Raw genomic sequence first — 15,654 nt, forward strand, 5'->3', positions numbered from 1 at the left:
GGCCAGTCACGGCCAGCAGGAGGAGGAGCGCCAGGCTGCGGCCGTTCACGGCTGCGCTTCCTGGCTGCGCGGAGCGTAGCGGTCGAGGGTGGGGACCAGCAGGTTCATTAGCAGGATGGCGAAGGTCATGCCGTCTGCGTAGCCGCTCCAGGTGCGGATCACGTAGACCAGTAGGCCGGCGCCGACGCCGAACAGCAGGCGGCCGCGGTCGCTGGCGGCGCCGGAGACCGGCTCGGTGGCGATGAAGAAGGCGCCGAGCATGGTGGCGCCGCTGAGCAGGTGGAACAGCGGCGAGCCGTTGGAGTCCGAGCCGGAGCCGTTCCAGCACAGCAGGCTGGCGATGAAGAGCCCCGCCAGCAAACCGACGGGTGCGTGCCAGCGGATGACCTTGCGTTGCAGCAGGAACAGGCCACCCAGCAGGAACGCCAGGTTGACCCATTCCGCGCCACGCCCGCCAAAGCCGCCGAAGGCGGAGTGGCTGGCGAAGAGTTCGTCGATGGTCAGGCGATCGTTGTGCTTGAGGCTGTCCAGGGCGGTGGCCTGGCTCCAGCCATCCACCAGTCCGCCGCCAAGGCCCAGTACCTGTTGCAGGGACTCACTCAGGCCAGGGTGCTGACCGGGTGTGGGCCACTGGTTGAGGTGGGCGGGGAAGGCCACCAATACCAGCGCGTAGCCGAGCATGGCCGGGTTGAAAGGGTTCTGCCCGAAGCCGCCGAACAGCGCCTTGCCGAACAGCAGGGCGAAGGCGCAGGCGCTGGCGGTCAGCCACCAGGGCGAGTAGGGCGGCAGGGCCAGGGCCAGCAGGGTAGCGCTGACCAGTGCGCTGCCTTCACCCAGCAGCGGCAGGTTGAACAGGGAGGCTTCGGCGGTGACGCCCTGCCCCGGCTGGCGGTGCACCAGGGCCTCGCACAGCAGGGCGACCGAAACAGCCACCAGCAGTTGCAGCACACTGCCCCAGCCGTATTGCCAGAACAGTGCGAGCAGGCCCGGCAGGCAGGCGACCAGCACCAGCTGCATGCTGGGGCGTGGGTCGAAGGCCGGGCGCGTGGTCATGGCGACGGCGACTGTTCGGCGAGGGCCCGTTCAGCCTTGGCCAGACGCTCGCGGGCCTGGGCCAGTGCCGCCGGATCGGCTTCGGCCTGGCGCTCCAGCTTGCTGACGTCGGCGCGGGCATAGGCCAGTTCGGTCTTCATGGCACGCACGGCCGGGTCCACCGGGCGCTTGTCGATGCGCTGCAGGTTGGGTGGCTGCTTGCCCGAGGCGTCTTCGGCGGCATGCAGGGCCGCTTCGGCGTCGACCAGAGCTTGGTGCAACGTCGCCAGTTGGGCCTCATCGGCACCGCGCAGCTCGGCGCTTTTCAGCTCGGCGCGACGGCTGGCGAGGGCGATCTTGGCCTGCTTGAGTCGTGCCTCTCCTTCACTGGCGGCAGGCGCGGTAGGGGTACCCTGGAGGCCATCCAGGCGCTGCTGGGCTTGGTCCACGGCATCGCGCAGTTCGGCCAGTTGGGCTTGTTGTTCCGCTGTGGGGGATTCACCGAAGGCTTTTTCGGCCTTGCTCAGTTGGGCCCGACTCATGGCCGCGGCGATCTTCGCTTGCTTGAGGGCCGCTTCGTCCACCTGTGGGGTCGGTGCTTGCATGGCGGCTTTGAGGGCAGCCTGGGCCTGGTCATTGGCGGCGCGCAACTCGGTGACCTGGGCCAGCAAGTCGGAGGTGCCATAGACCTCGTACTGGGCCTCGGCCTTCTTCAGCGCCACCTGGGCCATGGCCGCTTCGATCTTCAGGCGCTTCTGCTGGTCGCTCAGGCTCGGGGTAGCGGCTTTCTGCGCCTTCACCCGTTCGATGGCGGCCTGCACCGCGTCCGTTGGAGCCGCAGCGCTGCTTTGCTGGGCCTGTGCTGCGCGGGCCGCACGGGCTTCGCGTTCGGCCTGGCGGCGTGCTTCTTCCCGAGCCAGACGGGTATTGCGGAATTCGAAGCGCTGACGGAACTGGTCGGCGCGATGGCGCTGGGCGCTGGCGGCCGGTTCAGCCAGTGGCAGGATGTCGATGCAGTCGACCGGGCAGGGCACGACGCAAAGCTCGCAGCCGGTGCACTCATCAGTGATGACGGTGTGCATCTGCTTGGCGGCGCCGACGATGGCATCCACCGGGCAGGCCTGGATGCATTTGGTGCAGCCGATGCATTCGGCCTCTCGGATGAAGGCGATCTGCGGCGGAACCGGGCCATTGGGGGCTTCCAGGGGCAGCGGCTGAACGCTGAGCAGGTCGGCCAGTGCGATGATGGTCGCGGTGCCGCCGGGCGGGCACTTGTTGATCGCTTCGCCCTGGGCGATGCCTTCGGCGTAGGGCTTGCAGCCGGGGTGGCCGCACTTGCCGCATTGGGTCTGTGGCAGCAGGGCGTCGATGCGCTGGATCAGGCTGGCCTGGCTCATTGCGCCCCCATGCCGTTGAAACCGAGGAAGGCCAGGCCCATCAGGCCGGCGCAGACCAGCAGCATGGGCGTGCCGCGAAAGGCGGCGGGCACCCTGGACTCGTCCACTTGCCCGAGCAGGTCGTCGAACAGGGTCAATACCAGCCAGAAGCCCAGGCCACCGCCAAGGCCAAGGCCGAGGGCTGCGCTGAAGCTGCCAGCGCTGCCGATCAGCATGGCACCCAGCGCCGCACCGTTGGCCAGCAGCAGCGGCCAGAGGCCGTCCTGAGTGAGCGCTGGGCGCAGGCGTGCGAGCAGGCGCAGGCAAAGCCAGGCGAGCGGTGCCAGCAATGGCAGGAAGAGGAACAGTCGCAACGAATCGAGACCCAATGGCGCCAGCATGAGCTGGTCGAGCAGCCAGGCAAGCGGCGTGGCGAGGGCGATCAGCGCACCACCGGCCAGGGCCAGTGCCCGGCTGCGCGGCTGGCGCAGACTGTCGGCACCCAGGGGCAGGCCGAGAATGAGGTTGTTGACCAGCGCTGCACCGAGCAGGGCAAAGATGAAGTCGGTCATAAGGCGTGGCGTCGCCGGGCTGAAAAAGGGCCGCGTATTATCCGGAATGCTGCCGCAGCGGTACAGGGGCGCGGCCGCGGTGGCCAGTGTCCTGATACAAGGCTAGCTCAGGTCCATGCGGATTCGGTTGGCGGGCTTAAGCCAGCGATCGGTCTCGCTTCGCTCCACCACAGCCTACGTATCCGGTGCTCCTGAACAAAAATGCCCGCAGGAGCGGGCATTTTTGCTGGAGCGAGTGGTGTTACTTGACGCGCTGACCCGGCTTGGCGCCGCTGTCGGGGCTGAGCAGGTAGATTTCCTCGCCGCCGGGGCCGGCAGCCAGGACCATGCCTTCGGAGATGCCGAACTTCATCTTGCGCGCCGCCAGGTTGGCGACGTACAGGGTGAGGCGGCCTTCCAGCTTGCTCGGGTCCGGGTAGGCGCTCTTGATGCCGGAGAAGACGTTGCGCTTGGCATCACCGATATCCAGGCTCAGGCGCAGCAGCTTGTCGGCGCCCTCGACGAACTCGGCCTTCTCGATCAGCGCGATGCGCAGGTCGACGGCGGCGAAGGTGTCGAAGGCGATTTCCGCCGCCAGGGGGTCTTTCTCCAACTCGCCATTGCCTTTAGGGGCTGAGGCGGCAGCCAGGTCTTCCTTGGAGGCGGCGACCATGGCTTCGATCTTCGCCGGCTCGATGCGGGTCATCAGGGGGTTGAAGGCATTCAACTGATGGTCGGCGAGCAGTGTCTCGTGGTCGTCCCAGGTCAGCGGGGCGACATTGAGGAACTGCTCAGCGGCGGCGGCCAGTTGCGGCAGTACCGGCTTGAGGAAAATCACCAGCTGGCGGAACAGGTTGACACCCGCTGCGCAGACGGCCTGCACCTCGGCCTGCTTGCCTTCCTGCTTGGCCAGGGCCCAGGGCGCCTTGTCGGCGATCCAGGCGTTGGCACGGTCGGCGAGCGCCATGATCTCGCGCATGGCGCGGGCGAAGTCACGGTTCTCATAGGCTTCGGCGATGCTCGGCACGGCGGCCTTGAAGTCGGCGAACCGTTCCGGTGCGGCGTTTTCAGCCACCAGCTTGCCGGCGTTGCCCTTGTGGATGAACCCGGCGCAGCGGCTGGCGATGTTGACTACCTTGCCCACCAGGTCGGAGTTCACCTTCTGCACGAAGTCGTCGAGGTTCAGGTCGAGGTCGTCGACGCTGCGGCTCAGCTTGGACGCGTAGTAGTAGCGCAGGTACTCCGGCTGCAGGTGGTCCAGGTAGGTGCGCGCCTTGATGAAGGTGCCGCGGGACTTGGACATTTTCTGCCCGTTCACGGTCAGGTAGCCGTGTACGTTCAGCGCGGTCGGCTTGCGGTAGCCGGCGCCTTCGAGCATGGCGGGCCAGAACAGGGCGTGGAAGTTGACGATGTCCTTGCCGATGAAATGGTACAGCTCGGCGTTGGAGTCCTTGTTCCAGAAGGCGTCGAAGTCCAGCTCGGGACGGCGCGCACAGAGGTTCTGGAAGCTGGCCATGTAGCCGATAGGGGCGTCCAGCCAGACGTAGAAGTACTTGCCGGGGGCGTCCGGGATCTCGAAGCCGAAGTAGGGCGCGTCACGGCTGATGTCCCATTCCTGCAGGCCGGCGTCCAGCCACTCGGCGATCTTGTTGGCCACCGACTCCTGCAGGGCGCCGCTGCGGGTCCATTCCTTCAGCATGGCGTCGAAGTTCGGCAGCTTGAAGAAGTAGTGCAGGGATTCCTTGAGCACCGGCGTGGCGCCGGAGATGGCGGATTTCGGGTTCTTCAGCTCGGTGGGCGAGTAGGTCGCGCCGCAGGATTCGCAGTTGTCGCCGTACTGGTCTTCGGTGCCGCACTTCGGGCAGCTGCCCTTGATGAAGCGGTCGGCCAGGAACATCTGCTTTTCCGGGTCGTAGTACTGGGTCACCGGGCGGGTGCCGATGTGGCCGGCGTCGCGCAGCTTGGTGTAGATGCTGCTGGAGAGCGCGCGGTTTTCTTCGGAATGGGTGGAGTGGTAGTTGTCGAAGTCCACCAGGAAGTCGGCGAAGTCGGTGGTGTGCTCGGCGCGGACGTTGTCGATCAACTGCTCGGAGGTGATGCCCTCCTTCTCGGCGCGCAGCATGATGGCGGAGCCGTGGGCGTCGTCGGCGCAGACGTAAACTGCCTGGTTGCCACGCATCTTCTGGAAGCGCACCCAGATGTCGGTCTGGATGTACTCGACCATATGCCCGAGGTGGATGGACCCGTTGGCATAGGGGAGGGCGCTTGTCACAAGGATTTTGCGGGGCTCGGTCATGGTGCTCGGCTACCGGATACGAAACAAAAGGGAAGTCGGCAACTATATAGGCCCGGCGCGATTTTTTCACGCCTGGAGGACCAAGCGGGCGGGTGGTCGGGTAGGATAGCCGCCTGATTTGCTCGGTCTTTATTTGGAGTCCTGCCATGAGCACCGTTTCCCGCGCCCAAGTCGAAGCGACCCTGCGCCAGTTCACCGATCCCCACCTCGACCAGGACCCGGTCAGCGCCGGTTGCCTGCGCGAAATCGATATCCAGGGCGGCAAGGTCCGTGTGCGCCTGGAGCTGGGTTACGCCGCCGGGCTGTTCAAGTCCGGCTGGGCGCAGATGCTGAAGATGGCCCTGGAGAACCTGGACGGCGTGGACAGCGCGGACGTGCAGGTGGATTGCGTGATCGAGGCGCACAAGGCGCAGGAGCAAGTGCCGGCCCTGGCCAACGTGAAGAACATCATCGCCGTGGCCTCCGGCAAGGGCGGCGTGGGCAAGTCCACCACCGCCGCCAACCTGGCCCTGGCGCTGGCCCGCGAAGGCGCGCGGGTGGGCATCCTCGATGCCGATATCTACGGCCCCAGCCAGGGCATCATGTTCGGCATCCCCGAAGGCACCCGGCCGAAGGTGCGTGACCAGAAGTTCTTCGTGCCCATCGAGGCCCATGGCGTGCAGGTGATGTCCATGGCGTTCCTCACCGACGACAGCACCCCGGTGGTGTGGCGCGGCCCGATGGTTTCCGGCGCACTGATCCAGCTGATCACCCAGACCGCCTGGGAAGACCTCGACTACCTGGTGGTGGATATGCCGCCGGGCACTGGCGACATCCAGTTGACCCTGGCGCAGAAGGTGCCGGTGGCCGGCAGCGTGATCGTCACCACCCCGCAGGACCTGGCCCTGCTGGACGCCAAGAAGGGCGTGGAGATGTTCCGCAAGGTGAACATCCCGGTACTGGGCGTGGTGGAGAACATGGCCGTGCACATCTGCTCCAACTGCGGTCACGCCGAGCACCTGTTCGGCGAGGGCGGCGGCGAGAAGCTGGCCGCGCAGTACGGCGTGGAACTACTGGCGTCGCTGCCGCTGTCCATCGCCATCCGCATGCAGTCCGATGGCGGCAAGCCCACCACCATCGCCGACCCGGAAAGCCAGATCGCCATGATCTACCAGCAGATGGCCCGCTGCGTCGGCGCGCGTATCGCGCTGTCCGACCAGGCGGCCACCGCCATGCCGAACATTACGATCAGCGACGACTGACGTTCCGGCCATCCGGCGGGGCCTTTGCCCAGGCCTGCGCCGGACTGTAAGATTCGCGGTCAATTTTTCAGCCCCTGACAGGACGCCCGCCATGACCATCAAATCGGATAAGTGGATTCGCCGCATGGCGCTGGAGCACGGCATGATCGAGCCGTTCGTCGAGCGCCAGGTGCGCGGCGCGGACGATAGCCGGGTGATTTCCTACGGCGTTTCCAGCTACGGCTACGACGTGCGCTGCGCCGCGGAATTCAAGGTGTTCACCAACATCCATTCCGCCGTGGTGGACCCGAAGAACTTCGATGAGAAGAGTTTCGTGGACATCAACAGCGACGTCTGCATCATCCCGCCGAACTCCTTCGCCCTGGCGCGCACGGTCGAGTACTTCCGCATTCCCCGCGATGTGCTGACCATCTGCCTGGGCAAGAGCACCTATGCCCGTTGCGGCATTATCGTCAACGTGACCCCGCTGGAACCCGAGTGGGAAGGCCACGTGACCCTGGAGTTCTCCAACACCACCAACCTGCCGGCGAAGATCTATGCCCACGAAGGCGTGGCGCAGATGCTCTTCCTGCAGTCGGACGAAGCCTGTGAAGTGTCCTACAGGGACCGTGGCGGCAAGTACCAGGGCCAGACCGGGGTAACCCTGCCCAAGGCTTGAGGCCGATCCGCAACGAAGAAGCCGGGCAATGCCCGGCTTTTTAGTGCCTGCGATAGACGTTCAACTGCGCTGGCTGCACTTCCACTCAGGGGGAGATGCGCCTGCCGAGCCTGATCTCAGGCCCGGTTTCATAGGTTGCGTAGAGGAACGAAACCCAACGTGTCCCTGCCCATCACCGCGCACTCTGACGGGGCAGGCCTTCGGCCTGCCCCTTCTAAAGGTAAGCGAAGAGCATCAGGCGCGAGCCACCCTTCGTCACATCAGGGCACCAGCGGCAGGATGCGCTTGTGCTGGGTGTTGTCGTAGGTGCGGACGATGGTGGCGTACGCCTCGGGGCTGACTTCCTGGCCGTGGAGGAAGGCGTCGATTTCCTCGTAAGTCACGCCATGGGCCTCTTCGTCCGGCTTGCCAGGACGCAGTTCTTCCAGGTCGGCGGTGGGCACCTTGTGTACCAGGGAGTCCGGCGCGCCGAGGTAATCGGCAATGCTGCGCACCTGGTTCTTCACCAGGCCGGAGAGCGGAGCGAGGTCGCAGGCACCGTCGCCGAACTTGGTGAAGAAGCCCATCACTGCCTCGGCGGCGTGGTCGGTACCGATCACCAGGCCGTTGTTGGCGTTGGCGATGGCGAACTGGGCGACCATGCGGATGCGCGCCTTGATGTTGCCGGTGACGAAGTCGCGGCGGGCATCGGTGAGGTGGTTCAGGTGGGTGACCTGTTCGGCCAGGCCGATCACGCTGTCGGCGATGTTGACGGTCTCTTCTTCATCGGCGCGGATGAAGTTCATCGCTATCTGGGCGTCCGACTCGTCGTGCTGGACGTTGTAGGGCAGGCGCACGGCGATGAAGCGGTAGCCTGCATCGCCGGTTTCGGCGCGCAGTTCCTCGACGCTTAGCTGGGCCAGGCGCCCAGCGGTGGTGGAATCGACGCCGCCGCTGATGCCCAGCACCAGGACCTTGAGGCCGGACGTGCGCAGGCAGTTCTTGATGAAGGCCTTGCGGCGTTCGATTTCGGCCACCAGGGCGGCTTCGTTGGCGAAGGGCGGAACAACGTCCAGGGCTTTGGCGATTTCTTGCTGGCGGTTGCTGCTCATGTGCGGAGTCCTTACTGGGCGTCGGTGACGCGGAAAACGTGTTTCAGGTAGGTGACGAAGTTCTCGTCACGGCATTGGGTCTTGCCCTGCGCATCAGAAATCTTCGCCACCGGCTGGCCGTTGCAGCCGGTCATCTTGATCACGATGTTCATGGGCTCGACGCCGGGGATGTCGCAGGTCAGGTTGGTACCGATGCCGAAGCTGACGTGAATCCGCCCGCGCAGGGCACGGTAGAGCGCCAGCGCTCTCGGCAGGTCGAGGCCGTCGGAGAATACGAGGGTCTTGGTCAGCGGGTCTATGCCGAGCTTCTCGTAATGCCGAATCGCTTTTTCCGCCCACTCCAACGGATCGCCGGAGTCGTGGCGCAGGCCATCGAAAAGCTTGGCGAAGTACAGGTCGAAGTCGGTGAGGAAGGCCTGCATGTTGATGCAATCGGTCAGGGCGATGCCAAGCAGGCCTCGGTATTCGCGCACCCAGCAGTCGAGGGCGGCGATCTGGCTGTCGATCAGGCGCGGGCCGAGTTGCTGGTGGGCCATCAACCATTCGTGGGCCATGGTACCGATGGGCTTGAGGTCGTACTCGCGAGCCAGGTGCACGTTGCTGGTGCCGACGAAACGCCCGGGAAAGTCACGCTTGAGGATGTGCACCACTTCCTCCTGGACCCGGTAGGAGAAGCGCCGGCGAGTGCCGAAATCGGCCAGTTGGAAGCCTTCCAGTTCGTCGTCGGTGGCGTTGGCCTTGAGCCAGTCGAGCTTGCGGTAGAGCTGCTCGCGGGCCTGGACCAGCCGGACATCTCGATAACGGTAGCGGTTGCGCACCTCGCTGATGATCGCCAGTAGCGGGATCTCGAAGAGGATCACGTGCAGCCACGGGCCGCGCAGGCGCACGCAGAGCTGTCCGTCCTCGATGCCCAGTTGCAGGTAGCGCAGGTTGAAGCGAAAGAGGCTGAGGAAACGGGTGAAATCCGGCTTGATGAAGGGAATGCGTTCGAGGAAGTTCAACTGGTCCGGGGTGATGGAGATGTCCGCCAACTGCTCGATCTGGTAGCGAATTTCCGCCAGGTAGGGCGTCAGGTCTTCATCGTTGCGGCAACGGAACTCCCACTCGACTTCCGCGTTGGGGTAGTTGTGCAGCACCGCCTGCATCATCGTCAGCTTGTAGAAGTCGGTGTCCAGCAGGTTCTGAACGATGCGGCCGGAAAAGGCGCTGTCAGCCATGGTCGGGTCTCGAAGCTCCGGGCAGCCGGAAAGGGGCAGGGCGCAGGATGCGGCAAGGTCCCGGCGATGTGCAAGACGGCTGGAATCGGCCAAGCCTTGTAGGGGCCAATTCATTCGCCAACCGGAATGCAGTTCCGGCCAGCGGCATCGAAGGGGGATGCGGTGCATCCCTTGGCAAACGAATTCGCCTCCACAGGAAAAGCGGCTCCCTGCCGGCGGCAGGCAAAAGAAAAGGCGCCCGGGGGCGCCTTGAAATGTGATCTATGGAGTAAGTCCACTGGATCAGAGCGACGGGGCGGTGGGAAGTTCCGCCAGCGCCCGATCATTTTTGCGGGGTCAGCATCAGGCGTTTGGTGCCGTAGACGGCATCGAGGTTCTGCGGCTGGAAGGGGAACTTCATGTAGCGCGCCTTGAGCCAGGCATCGATGCCGTCGGCGTAGTGCGGGCTGGCCGGGTTGCCGGACTGGCCGGAGCTGTTCATGCCGAGCATGGGTTCGGGCTGGCCGAAGTCGACGATGATGCGCATGGCCGGGATCAGCCAGGTGTTGAAGTCCTGCCCCCAGTGGTAGGCCGAGACGTTGAGGGTGCTGTGGTCGCCGCCGGCCGGGTAAGGGCCGCGATCCAGATAGCCCTTCAGGGCATTCAGGCCGGTGCGCTGGCTGGCGCTCATGTACGGCGCCAGTTGGGTGCTTTCGGTCACCCATTCATAGGTGTGCAGCTTGCCCCATTGCCAGGCCTTGCGGTCTGCGCCCAATCGGCTTTCGGCGTAGCTGACGGCGGCGGCCAGGCTGCGCGCGAGGATGGCCGGTTTGTCTTCCGTCTGCGGGGTGCTGACGTCGTCCCAGAACGGGCTGTCGACGCGGCCCAGCAGGTGGTCGGCCTGGGCCGAGTAGGAGAGGTCGGCGGTCTGCACCAGGGCGCGCCAGGCCGGGTTGGTTTCCGGGCCGAGTTCGTCGAGGAAGATCTGCCGCGCGCTTTCGTGGAGGAAGGCGCCGTAGTAGGCGGCGTCGGCCGACGTGGGGCTGAGACGGCCGTCGAAGGCCAGCAGGCGGTCGAGTCCTTCCTGGGCCTTGGCGCGGTCGGCGGATGGCAGGGCGTTGATGGCCTGCCTGAGTGGCTGGGCCATACCGGGGTCTTGCAGCATGGCCTTGAGCTTGGCCGGGAAGGGGCTGGTCTGGTCGTACTGCATGGCGATCATGCTCTGCCAGTCGTGCTTGCCACTGCCGGCGAGTTCGGCAATGCGCTCGGCGCGCTCCGGGTAGTACCAGGAGTTGGACAGCTGCACACCGTAGCCGCCCTGTACGGTGCGGTGGTTGGCGGTGCCGAGCCAGCCCTGGGCCGGGTCCTGGTCGTAGGGGTGGAGCATGGGGTCGGCGTAGCCGTCCCAATCGTAGCGGCCATCCCAGCCGGGGGAGGGCAGCAATCCGCGGCCTTCGCGGCGGTTCGGATAGCGGCCGGTGACCTGCCAGGCGATGTGCTGGGCGTCGGCATAGAGGATATTCAGGGCCCCGGCGCGAATGTTCCGGGTCGCTTCATGGGCTGCTTCCACCGATTGTGCGCGCGACAGGGCGAAGAAGGCGTCCAGGGACTGGTCGGCCTCGAACTGGCTGGTCTGCAGGGCGATGCCGTAGCCGCTCTTGATCTCCAGTGGCTGCAACGGGTGCTTGCGCTGCCCCAGTACCGAGTTCAGCAGCGGGCCGTGGCGGGTTTCGTAGATCACCTCACGCACCGGGCGCTCGCCCTTGATGAAGAAGGTTTCCATGCGCTCGCTGGCAGGTACCCATTTGCCGTTGGCCTGGTAATAGAGGCGGCTGCCCTCGCGCTTGATCTTTTCCAGGAACAGGTCCTGGTTGTCGCCCATGACCATGGTCATGCCCCAGGCCAGTTTGCCGTTGTAGCCGGCGACCACGGCTGGCACGCCAGCGATGGAAACGCCCGCTGCCTGGAATTTCGGCGAGCGGATCTGCACGAAGTTCCACACCGAGGGCATGGACAGCGGCAGGTGGGTGTCGTTGGCCAGGATGCTGCGGCCGGTTCGACTCTTCTGCGGTGCGATGGCCCAGTTATTGGAGGCCGCGACGCCGAGCATGTTCAGCGCAGCGATCTGGCCGGCGGCGTCGTTCAACGCGGTCAGGCCGGGAATCTGGCCACCGAGCTGCAGGCCCTTGAGCTTCTCGGCTTCTTCGAAGGGCAGCGGCTCATCCGGGTAGATTGGGGTCAGCCAGGCCAGCTTGTCGGCGCCGACCTTCTGCGCCATGACCAGGGAGGCGATTTCTTCCTGCAGGTTCACCGCCAGGCCGAAGTTCAGCAGGCTGAACACCAGCGCCGAGTCTTCCGGCTTCCAGTACGCCGGCTTGTAGCCGGACTCGGCCAGGTCCATCGGCAGTTTGTCGCGGTAGCGGTACAGGTAGGCGTTGACACCGCGGGCGTAGACCGCGAAGAACTCCTTCAGGCGCGGCGAGGCGTTCTTGTAAAGGATGTCGGCGCTCTTGCGCAGGTTCACCGCGCGCATGAAACGGTCGATTTCCAGCACACCGGGGCCGGCCATTTCGGCCAGGCGGCCCTCGGCCATCAGACGCAGGCCGACCATCTGGCTGAGGCGGTCGGAGGCGTGGACGTAGCCAAGGGTGAACAGGGCGTCGTGGAAGGTGGTGGTTTCGATCAGCGGCATGCCCAGCGGGTTGCGGCGGATCGAGACGCTCTGAGCCAGGCCCTTGACCGGTTGGATACCGGAGGTGGGCGGCAGGCTGCTGGAGTAGCGATTGTCCAGCCAGGATTGGCAGCCGCTGAGGCCGATCATGGCGCCAGCGGCGGCGGCAACGCAGAACCGGGGAAGGAAGCGCTTGAAGGCTGGCAAAGCCATGGAACGGGCTCTCCTGAGAGGGGCATCTGATCAAACGCGCTACGTTAGTGAGCCGCCCCGCGCCGTGCAAGCGCCGTCCAGCCTACTTTTTCACAGCAGCCGGATTCACCTGTTCCACCAGCGCGTAGGCGCGAACAGTAGCCGGACGGGCCTGGATGTCCAGGTACCAGCGCTTGAGGTTGGGGAACTCGTCCAGGTTCTGCTCCTGCCACGGGTGGCGGTCGATCCAGGGGTAGATGGCCATGTCGGCGATGCTGTATTCGCTGCCGGCAACATAGCTGCGGTCTGCCAGGCGCTTGTCGAGTACGCCGTAGAGGCGCGCGGTCTCTTTCACGTAGCGCTGGATGGCGTAGGGCAGCTTCTCCGGGGCGAAACGGTTGAAGTGGTGGTTCTGCCCGGCCATCGGGCCAAGTCCGCCCATTTGCCAGAACAACCACTGCAGGCATTCCTGGCGGCTGCGCAGGTCCTCGGGGATGAAGCGGCCGGTCTTCTCGGCCAGGTAGAGCAGGATGGCGCCGGACTCGAACAGCGACAGCGGCTCACCGTCGTCCGCCGGCTCGTGGTCGACGATGGCGGGGATGCGATTGTTCGGCGAGATTTTCAGGAAGTGCGGCTGGAACTGCTCGTCCTTGCCAATGTTGATCGGGTGGATGCGGTAGGGCAGGCCGGTTTCTTCGAGGAACAGGCTGATCTTGTGGCCGTTGGGGGTGGTCCAGTAGTACAGGTCGATCATCTGGAAGTCTCCAAGGGGTATTTGCTTGGTCCTGAAACGAACAGGCCCGCACTAGGCGGGCCTGGGAAAGTGCGCGGGCGTCAGGCGCCGTGGCACTTCTTGAATTTCTTTTGACTGCCGCAGGGGCAGGGATCGTTGCGGCCCACTTCTTTCAGCGGGTTGCGCACCGGCTCCTGGTGGCCGTGGTTGCAATGCGGGCCATGGACGTGGTGCTGATGATCGTGGTCGTGGTCATGGTCGTGGTTGCAGTTCGGACCATGGACGTGGGGTTCTTGACTCATGAAAGTTCTACTCCGGGATGAAACTGCCGGGGATTATCTCGCCATTGCGGCTGAGGTGCACGCTCTTGCCGAACATCAACCCGGTCTTCACTTCGCCCTGGAGGCGGTACTTGATGGGCTCGTCGGGTTTTTCCAGGAGCTTGACGATGTACTTCATGTGGCGCCACAGGTTGGTGCGCACCGGGACATCGAACGTCTGGCTGCCATGGGCAGGCACGGTGAACCAGGTGCTGGATTCGCCTGAAGCGAGCTTCACGTCATTGAGGTGAACGGTGTAGACGAGCCCGCGCACTGGCAGGCTGACATCGTTGGGATTGTCGATGCGAAAGCGCAGCACGAACTGTTGTTCCAGCAGCTTGGCACGCACCACGTCCACCTTGAGCAGGCGCACGTCGGGGTCCTGGAAGCTGTCGCTGATCCAGGTGGAACATCCGCTGAGGCCCGAAAAAGGGAGGGCCAAGAAAAACAATAGGCTGAGAATTCTTATCATTTGCGCCTGGGAAAACATTGCAATACTCCAAGTGACGCTCCAGTGTAACAAGCAACTGCTTGGCCGCAACCTGTTGTGGGCCGAAAAAAACCTGCGCCATACTGCAGGGCAATTCGGACAGGAGTGTGACCAATGGGGCGTTACGAGATCGCCTTTTCCGGGAAGCTGGTATCCGGTGCTCGACTGGAACTGGTGCAGGCCAACCTCGCCAAATTGTTCCAGGCGGATGCCCAGCGGATTGCCATGCTGTTCTCCGGGCGGCGCGTAGTCCTGAAGAGCAACCTGGATGAAGCCGCCGCAGAAAAATACCGCTCGACCCTGGAGCGCGCAGGCGCGCTGGTCGAGGTGGTGTTCATGGAGCCGGAAATCGAGGAAGTCGAACTGGCCCCGCCGCCCGAACCCCAGGTCCAGTCCGCGCCGGCAGCTTCCCGGGTCCAGTCCGCCGCGCCGGGCCGTTTGAAGGTGGCGCCGCGCGATGAGTACATGGCCGCCTTTGTCGGAGTGGATGCACCGGACTTTGGTATCGCCCCGGTCGGCGCGGACCTGCAGGACGCCAAGCCGCAGGCAACGGCCCCGCGTTTCGACCTGTCGGCCCTGAGCTTGGCGCCAGTCGGTAGCGATATGGGCCAGGAGAAGTCGCCTCCGGCTGCCCCTCCGCCAGACACCTCCCATCTGCGCCTGGAAGAGCGCAAATAGAGTGCAAGAGGCCCGCAGTTCGCGGGCCTCTTCGTTGGTGGTTCAGAAGTAACTCGAACAGCACTTCTTGAATTTCTGGCCACTGCCGCAGGGACAGGGGTCGTTTCGCCCTGCCTTGACCACGACGGTCGGGTCGAGGAAGTACCAGCGGCCATCCGTTTGGACGAAGGCGGACTTTTCACGGTGGCTGTGTTCACCCGACTGGTCATGCCAGCGCGCGGTGAAGGTGACGAAGGCGTGCTCGGGCTGGCCGCCAAGGAGCTCATGGCCTTCCACCTCCAGGCCGAGCCAGGTACTGGAAAGGCTCCAGGCGCGAATTGCATCGACGTCCAGGTCCGCGCGCTGGGCGGGCAGTGTAGTTTCCACCAGATAGTCCACCAGCCCCAACACATAGGCGCTGTAGCGCGAACGCATCAGCGCCTCGGCGCTGGCGGCGGGGTGGCCGGCGTGATGGCGTCCGCAGCAGACATCGAGGAGGTTGCCGCTACCACAGGGACAGATCGCAGTGCTCATGGCTTACCACCAGTACTTGCCGAAGTTTTCCGGGTTGGCCCAGAACTTGGCGTTCAGCCAGTCGGGGACCTGCTTGTACTCGCGCAGGTCGTAGGTGAAAAGGGTCAGGGTCTGCTGGTCGCGGCGGAAGCGTTCGCTGGCCTGCAGCGCCAGGGAGAAGAAGTCGGTGTCCTGCCAGCCACAGGCGTTGAGGTCCGCGAGCACGGCTACCCGGCTGGCATTCAGGTTGCGAATGCCACCCAGCAGTTGCAGGCCGGTGCGTTTGGGCAGGTGCTCCAGGCAGTCCGCCAGCAGCGCAAGGTCGAAACGACACCCTGCCTGCTCCGGCGGCAACGGGCCGGCGGGGACCTGCATCACCTGGCTGTCCGGGTGGGCGGCAGCAAAGGCTTCCAGTGCAGGGAGGGGGCTGTTGCCTACCAGAAGCAGGCTGCGCGGGGCATAACGTTCGAGCAGAGCCGCGAGGGCTTGCTGGGGCGTGCGGGAAGAGAAGCTGTCAGTCATTGAAAATCCTCGAACCAGTGGGGCAAGACTAGCCTGAAGGCAAGACATGGCCTAGTGCTGGCGGTTTCCGGGGCTGGCGTCTTTACTCCCTATTTGTCGGTATGGGCCGATTCTA

Annotated in this window: 15 protein-coding genes; 3 read left to right on the forward strand and 12 right to left on the reverse strand. The window is 64.8% G+C overall.

Annotated features, from left to right (window positions below):
• Positions 1-45: 45 nt before the first annotated feature.
• The 4 genes from FFS60_RS11355 to metG form a co-directional block, all read right to left on the reverse strand.
• Positions 46-1,053: an RnfABCDGE type electron transport complex subunit D gene (locus FFS60_RS11355; protein WP_137822014.1), complete on the reverse strand. Its 1,008-nt coding sequence runs from the start codon at positions 1,051-1,053 to the stop codon at positions 46-48.
• Positions 1,050-2,429 carry an electron transport complex subunit RsxB gene (gene rsxB, locus FFS60_RS11360; protein WP_137822015.1) on the reverse strand — a complete coding sequence of 460 codons (1,380 nt, stop codon included), beginning with the start codon at positions 2,427-2,429 and terminating at the stop codon, positions 1,050-1,052. The genes FFS60_RS11355 and rsxB overlap by 4 nt, the downstream gene beginning before the upstream one ends.
• Positions 2,426-2,980, reverse strand: a complete 555-nt coding sequence (locus FFS60_RS11365) for an Rnf-Nqr domain containing protein (RefSeq protein WP_028631037.1) — start codon at positions 2,978-2,980, stop codon at positions 2,426-2,428. Before FFS60_RS11365 ends, rsxB begins: the two co-directional genes overlap by 4 nt.
• Before the next feature lie 241 nt (positions 2,981-3,221).
• Positions 3,222-5,255, reverse strand: a complete 2,034-nt coding sequence (gene metG, locus FFS60_RS11370) for a methionine--tRNA ligase (RefSeq protein WP_137822016.1) — start codon at positions 5,253-5,255, stop codon at positions 3,222-3,224.
• A 146-nt stretch (positions 5,256-5,401) separates the two neighbouring features.
• On the opposite strand from metG, the gene apbC reads away from it, so the two are divergent.
• Together apbC and dcd are read left to right on the forward strand one after the other, a co-directional pair.
• The gene (gene apbC / locus FFS60_RS11375; RefSeq protein ID WP_028631035.1) at positions 5,402-6,496 is read left to right on the forward strand and encodes an iron-sulfur cluster carrier protein ApbC; all 1,095 of its coding nucleotides are present in this window, start codon (positions 5,402-5,404) and stop codon (positions 6,494-6,496) included.
• Positions 6,497-6,587: 91 nt separating this feature from the next.
• Entirely contained in the window at positions 6,588-7,154 is a 567-nt protein-coding gene (gene dcd, locus FFS60_RS11380; protein WP_028631034.1) for a dCTP deaminase, read from the forward strand.
• Between the two features lie 260 nt (positions 7,155-7,414).
• Here dcd and nadE read toward each other — a convergent pair whose 3' ends face one another.
• The 6 genes from nadE to FFS60_RS11410 all read right to left on the reverse strand — a co-directional run bounded on the left by nadE (position 7,415) and on the right by FFS60_RS11410 (position 13,847).
• Positions 7,415-8,245 carry an ammonia-dependent NAD(+) synthetase gene (gene nadE / locus FFS60_RS11385; protein ID WP_137822017.1) on the reverse strand — a complete coding sequence of 277 codons (831 nt, stop codon included), beginning with the start codon at positions 8,243-8,245 and terminating at the stop codon, positions 7,415-7,417.
• 11 nt (positions 8,246-8,256) lie between these two features.
• The gene (gene pncB / locus FFS60_RS11390) at positions 8,257-9,462 is read right to left on the reverse strand and encodes a nicotinate phosphoribosyltransferase (protein ID WP_137822018.1); all 1,206 of its coding nucleotides are present in this window, start codon (positions 9,460-9,462) and stop codon (positions 8,257-8,259) included.
• Positions 9,463-9,784: 322 nt separating this feature from the next.
• The gene (locus FFS60_RS11395; RefSeq protein ID WP_137822019.1) at positions 9,785-12,325 is read right to left on the reverse strand and encodes a penicillin acylase family protein; all 2,541 of its coding nucleotides are present in this window, start codon (positions 12,323-12,325) and stop codon (positions 9,785-9,787) included.
• Between the two features lie 82 nt (positions 12,326-12,407).
• Entirely contained in the window at positions 12,408-13,058 is a 651-nt protein-coding gene (locus FFS60_RS11400; RefSeq protein WP_137822020.1) for a glutathione binding-like protein, read from the reverse strand.
• Between the two features lie 80 nt (positions 13,059-13,138).
• Positions 13,139-13,339 carry an SEC-C metal-binding domain-containing protein gene (locus FFS60_RS11405; protein ID WP_028631029.1) on the reverse strand — a complete coding sequence of 67 codons (201 nt, stop codon included), beginning with the start codon at positions 13,337-13,339 and terminating at the stop codon, positions 13,139-13,141.
• Positions 13,340-13,346: 7 nt separating this feature from the next.
• Positions 13,347-13,847: an LEA type 2 family protein gene (locus tag FFS60_RS11410; RefSeq protein WP_028631028.1), complete on the reverse strand. Its 501-nt coding sequence runs from the start codon at positions 13,845-13,847 to the stop codon at positions 13,347-13,349.
• Between the two features lie 114 nt (positions 13,848-13,961).
• Here FFS60_RS11410 and FFS60_RS11415 point away from each other — a divergent pair, with 114 nt between their 5' ends.
• The gene (locus FFS60_RS11415) at positions 13,962-14,525 is read left to right on the forward strand and encodes a hypothetical protein (protein ID WP_137822021.1); all 564 of its coding nucleotides are present in this window, start codon (positions 13,962-13,964) and stop codon (positions 14,523-14,525) included.
• Positions 14,526-14,567: 42 nt separating this feature from the next.
• Here FFS60_RS11415 and FFS60_RS11420 read toward each other — a convergent pair whose 3' ends face one another.
• Positions 14,568-15,038 (reverse strand): YchJ family protein, encoded by a 471-nt coding sequence (locus tag FFS60_RS11420; protein ID WP_137822022.1) that lies wholly within the window; start codon positions 15,036-15,038, stop codon positions 14,568-14,570.
• A gap of 3 nt (positions 15,039-15,041) precedes the next feature.
• Positions 15,042-15,539 carry a DUF6231 family protein gene (locus tag FFS60_RS11425; protein ID WP_028631025.1) on the reverse strand — a complete coding sequence of 166 codons (498 nt, stop codon included), beginning with the start codon at positions 15,537-15,539 and terminating at the stop codon, positions 15,042-15,044.
• Between the last annotated feature and the right edge of the window lie 115 nt (positions 15,540-15,654).

The organism is Pseudomonas sp. D(2018) (assembly GCF_005502555.1).
In the GTDB taxonomy this organism is placed as follows: domain Bacteria; phylum Pseudomonadota; class Gammaproteobacteria; order Pseudomonadales; family Pseudomonadaceae; genus Metapseudomonas; species Metapseudomonas resinovorans.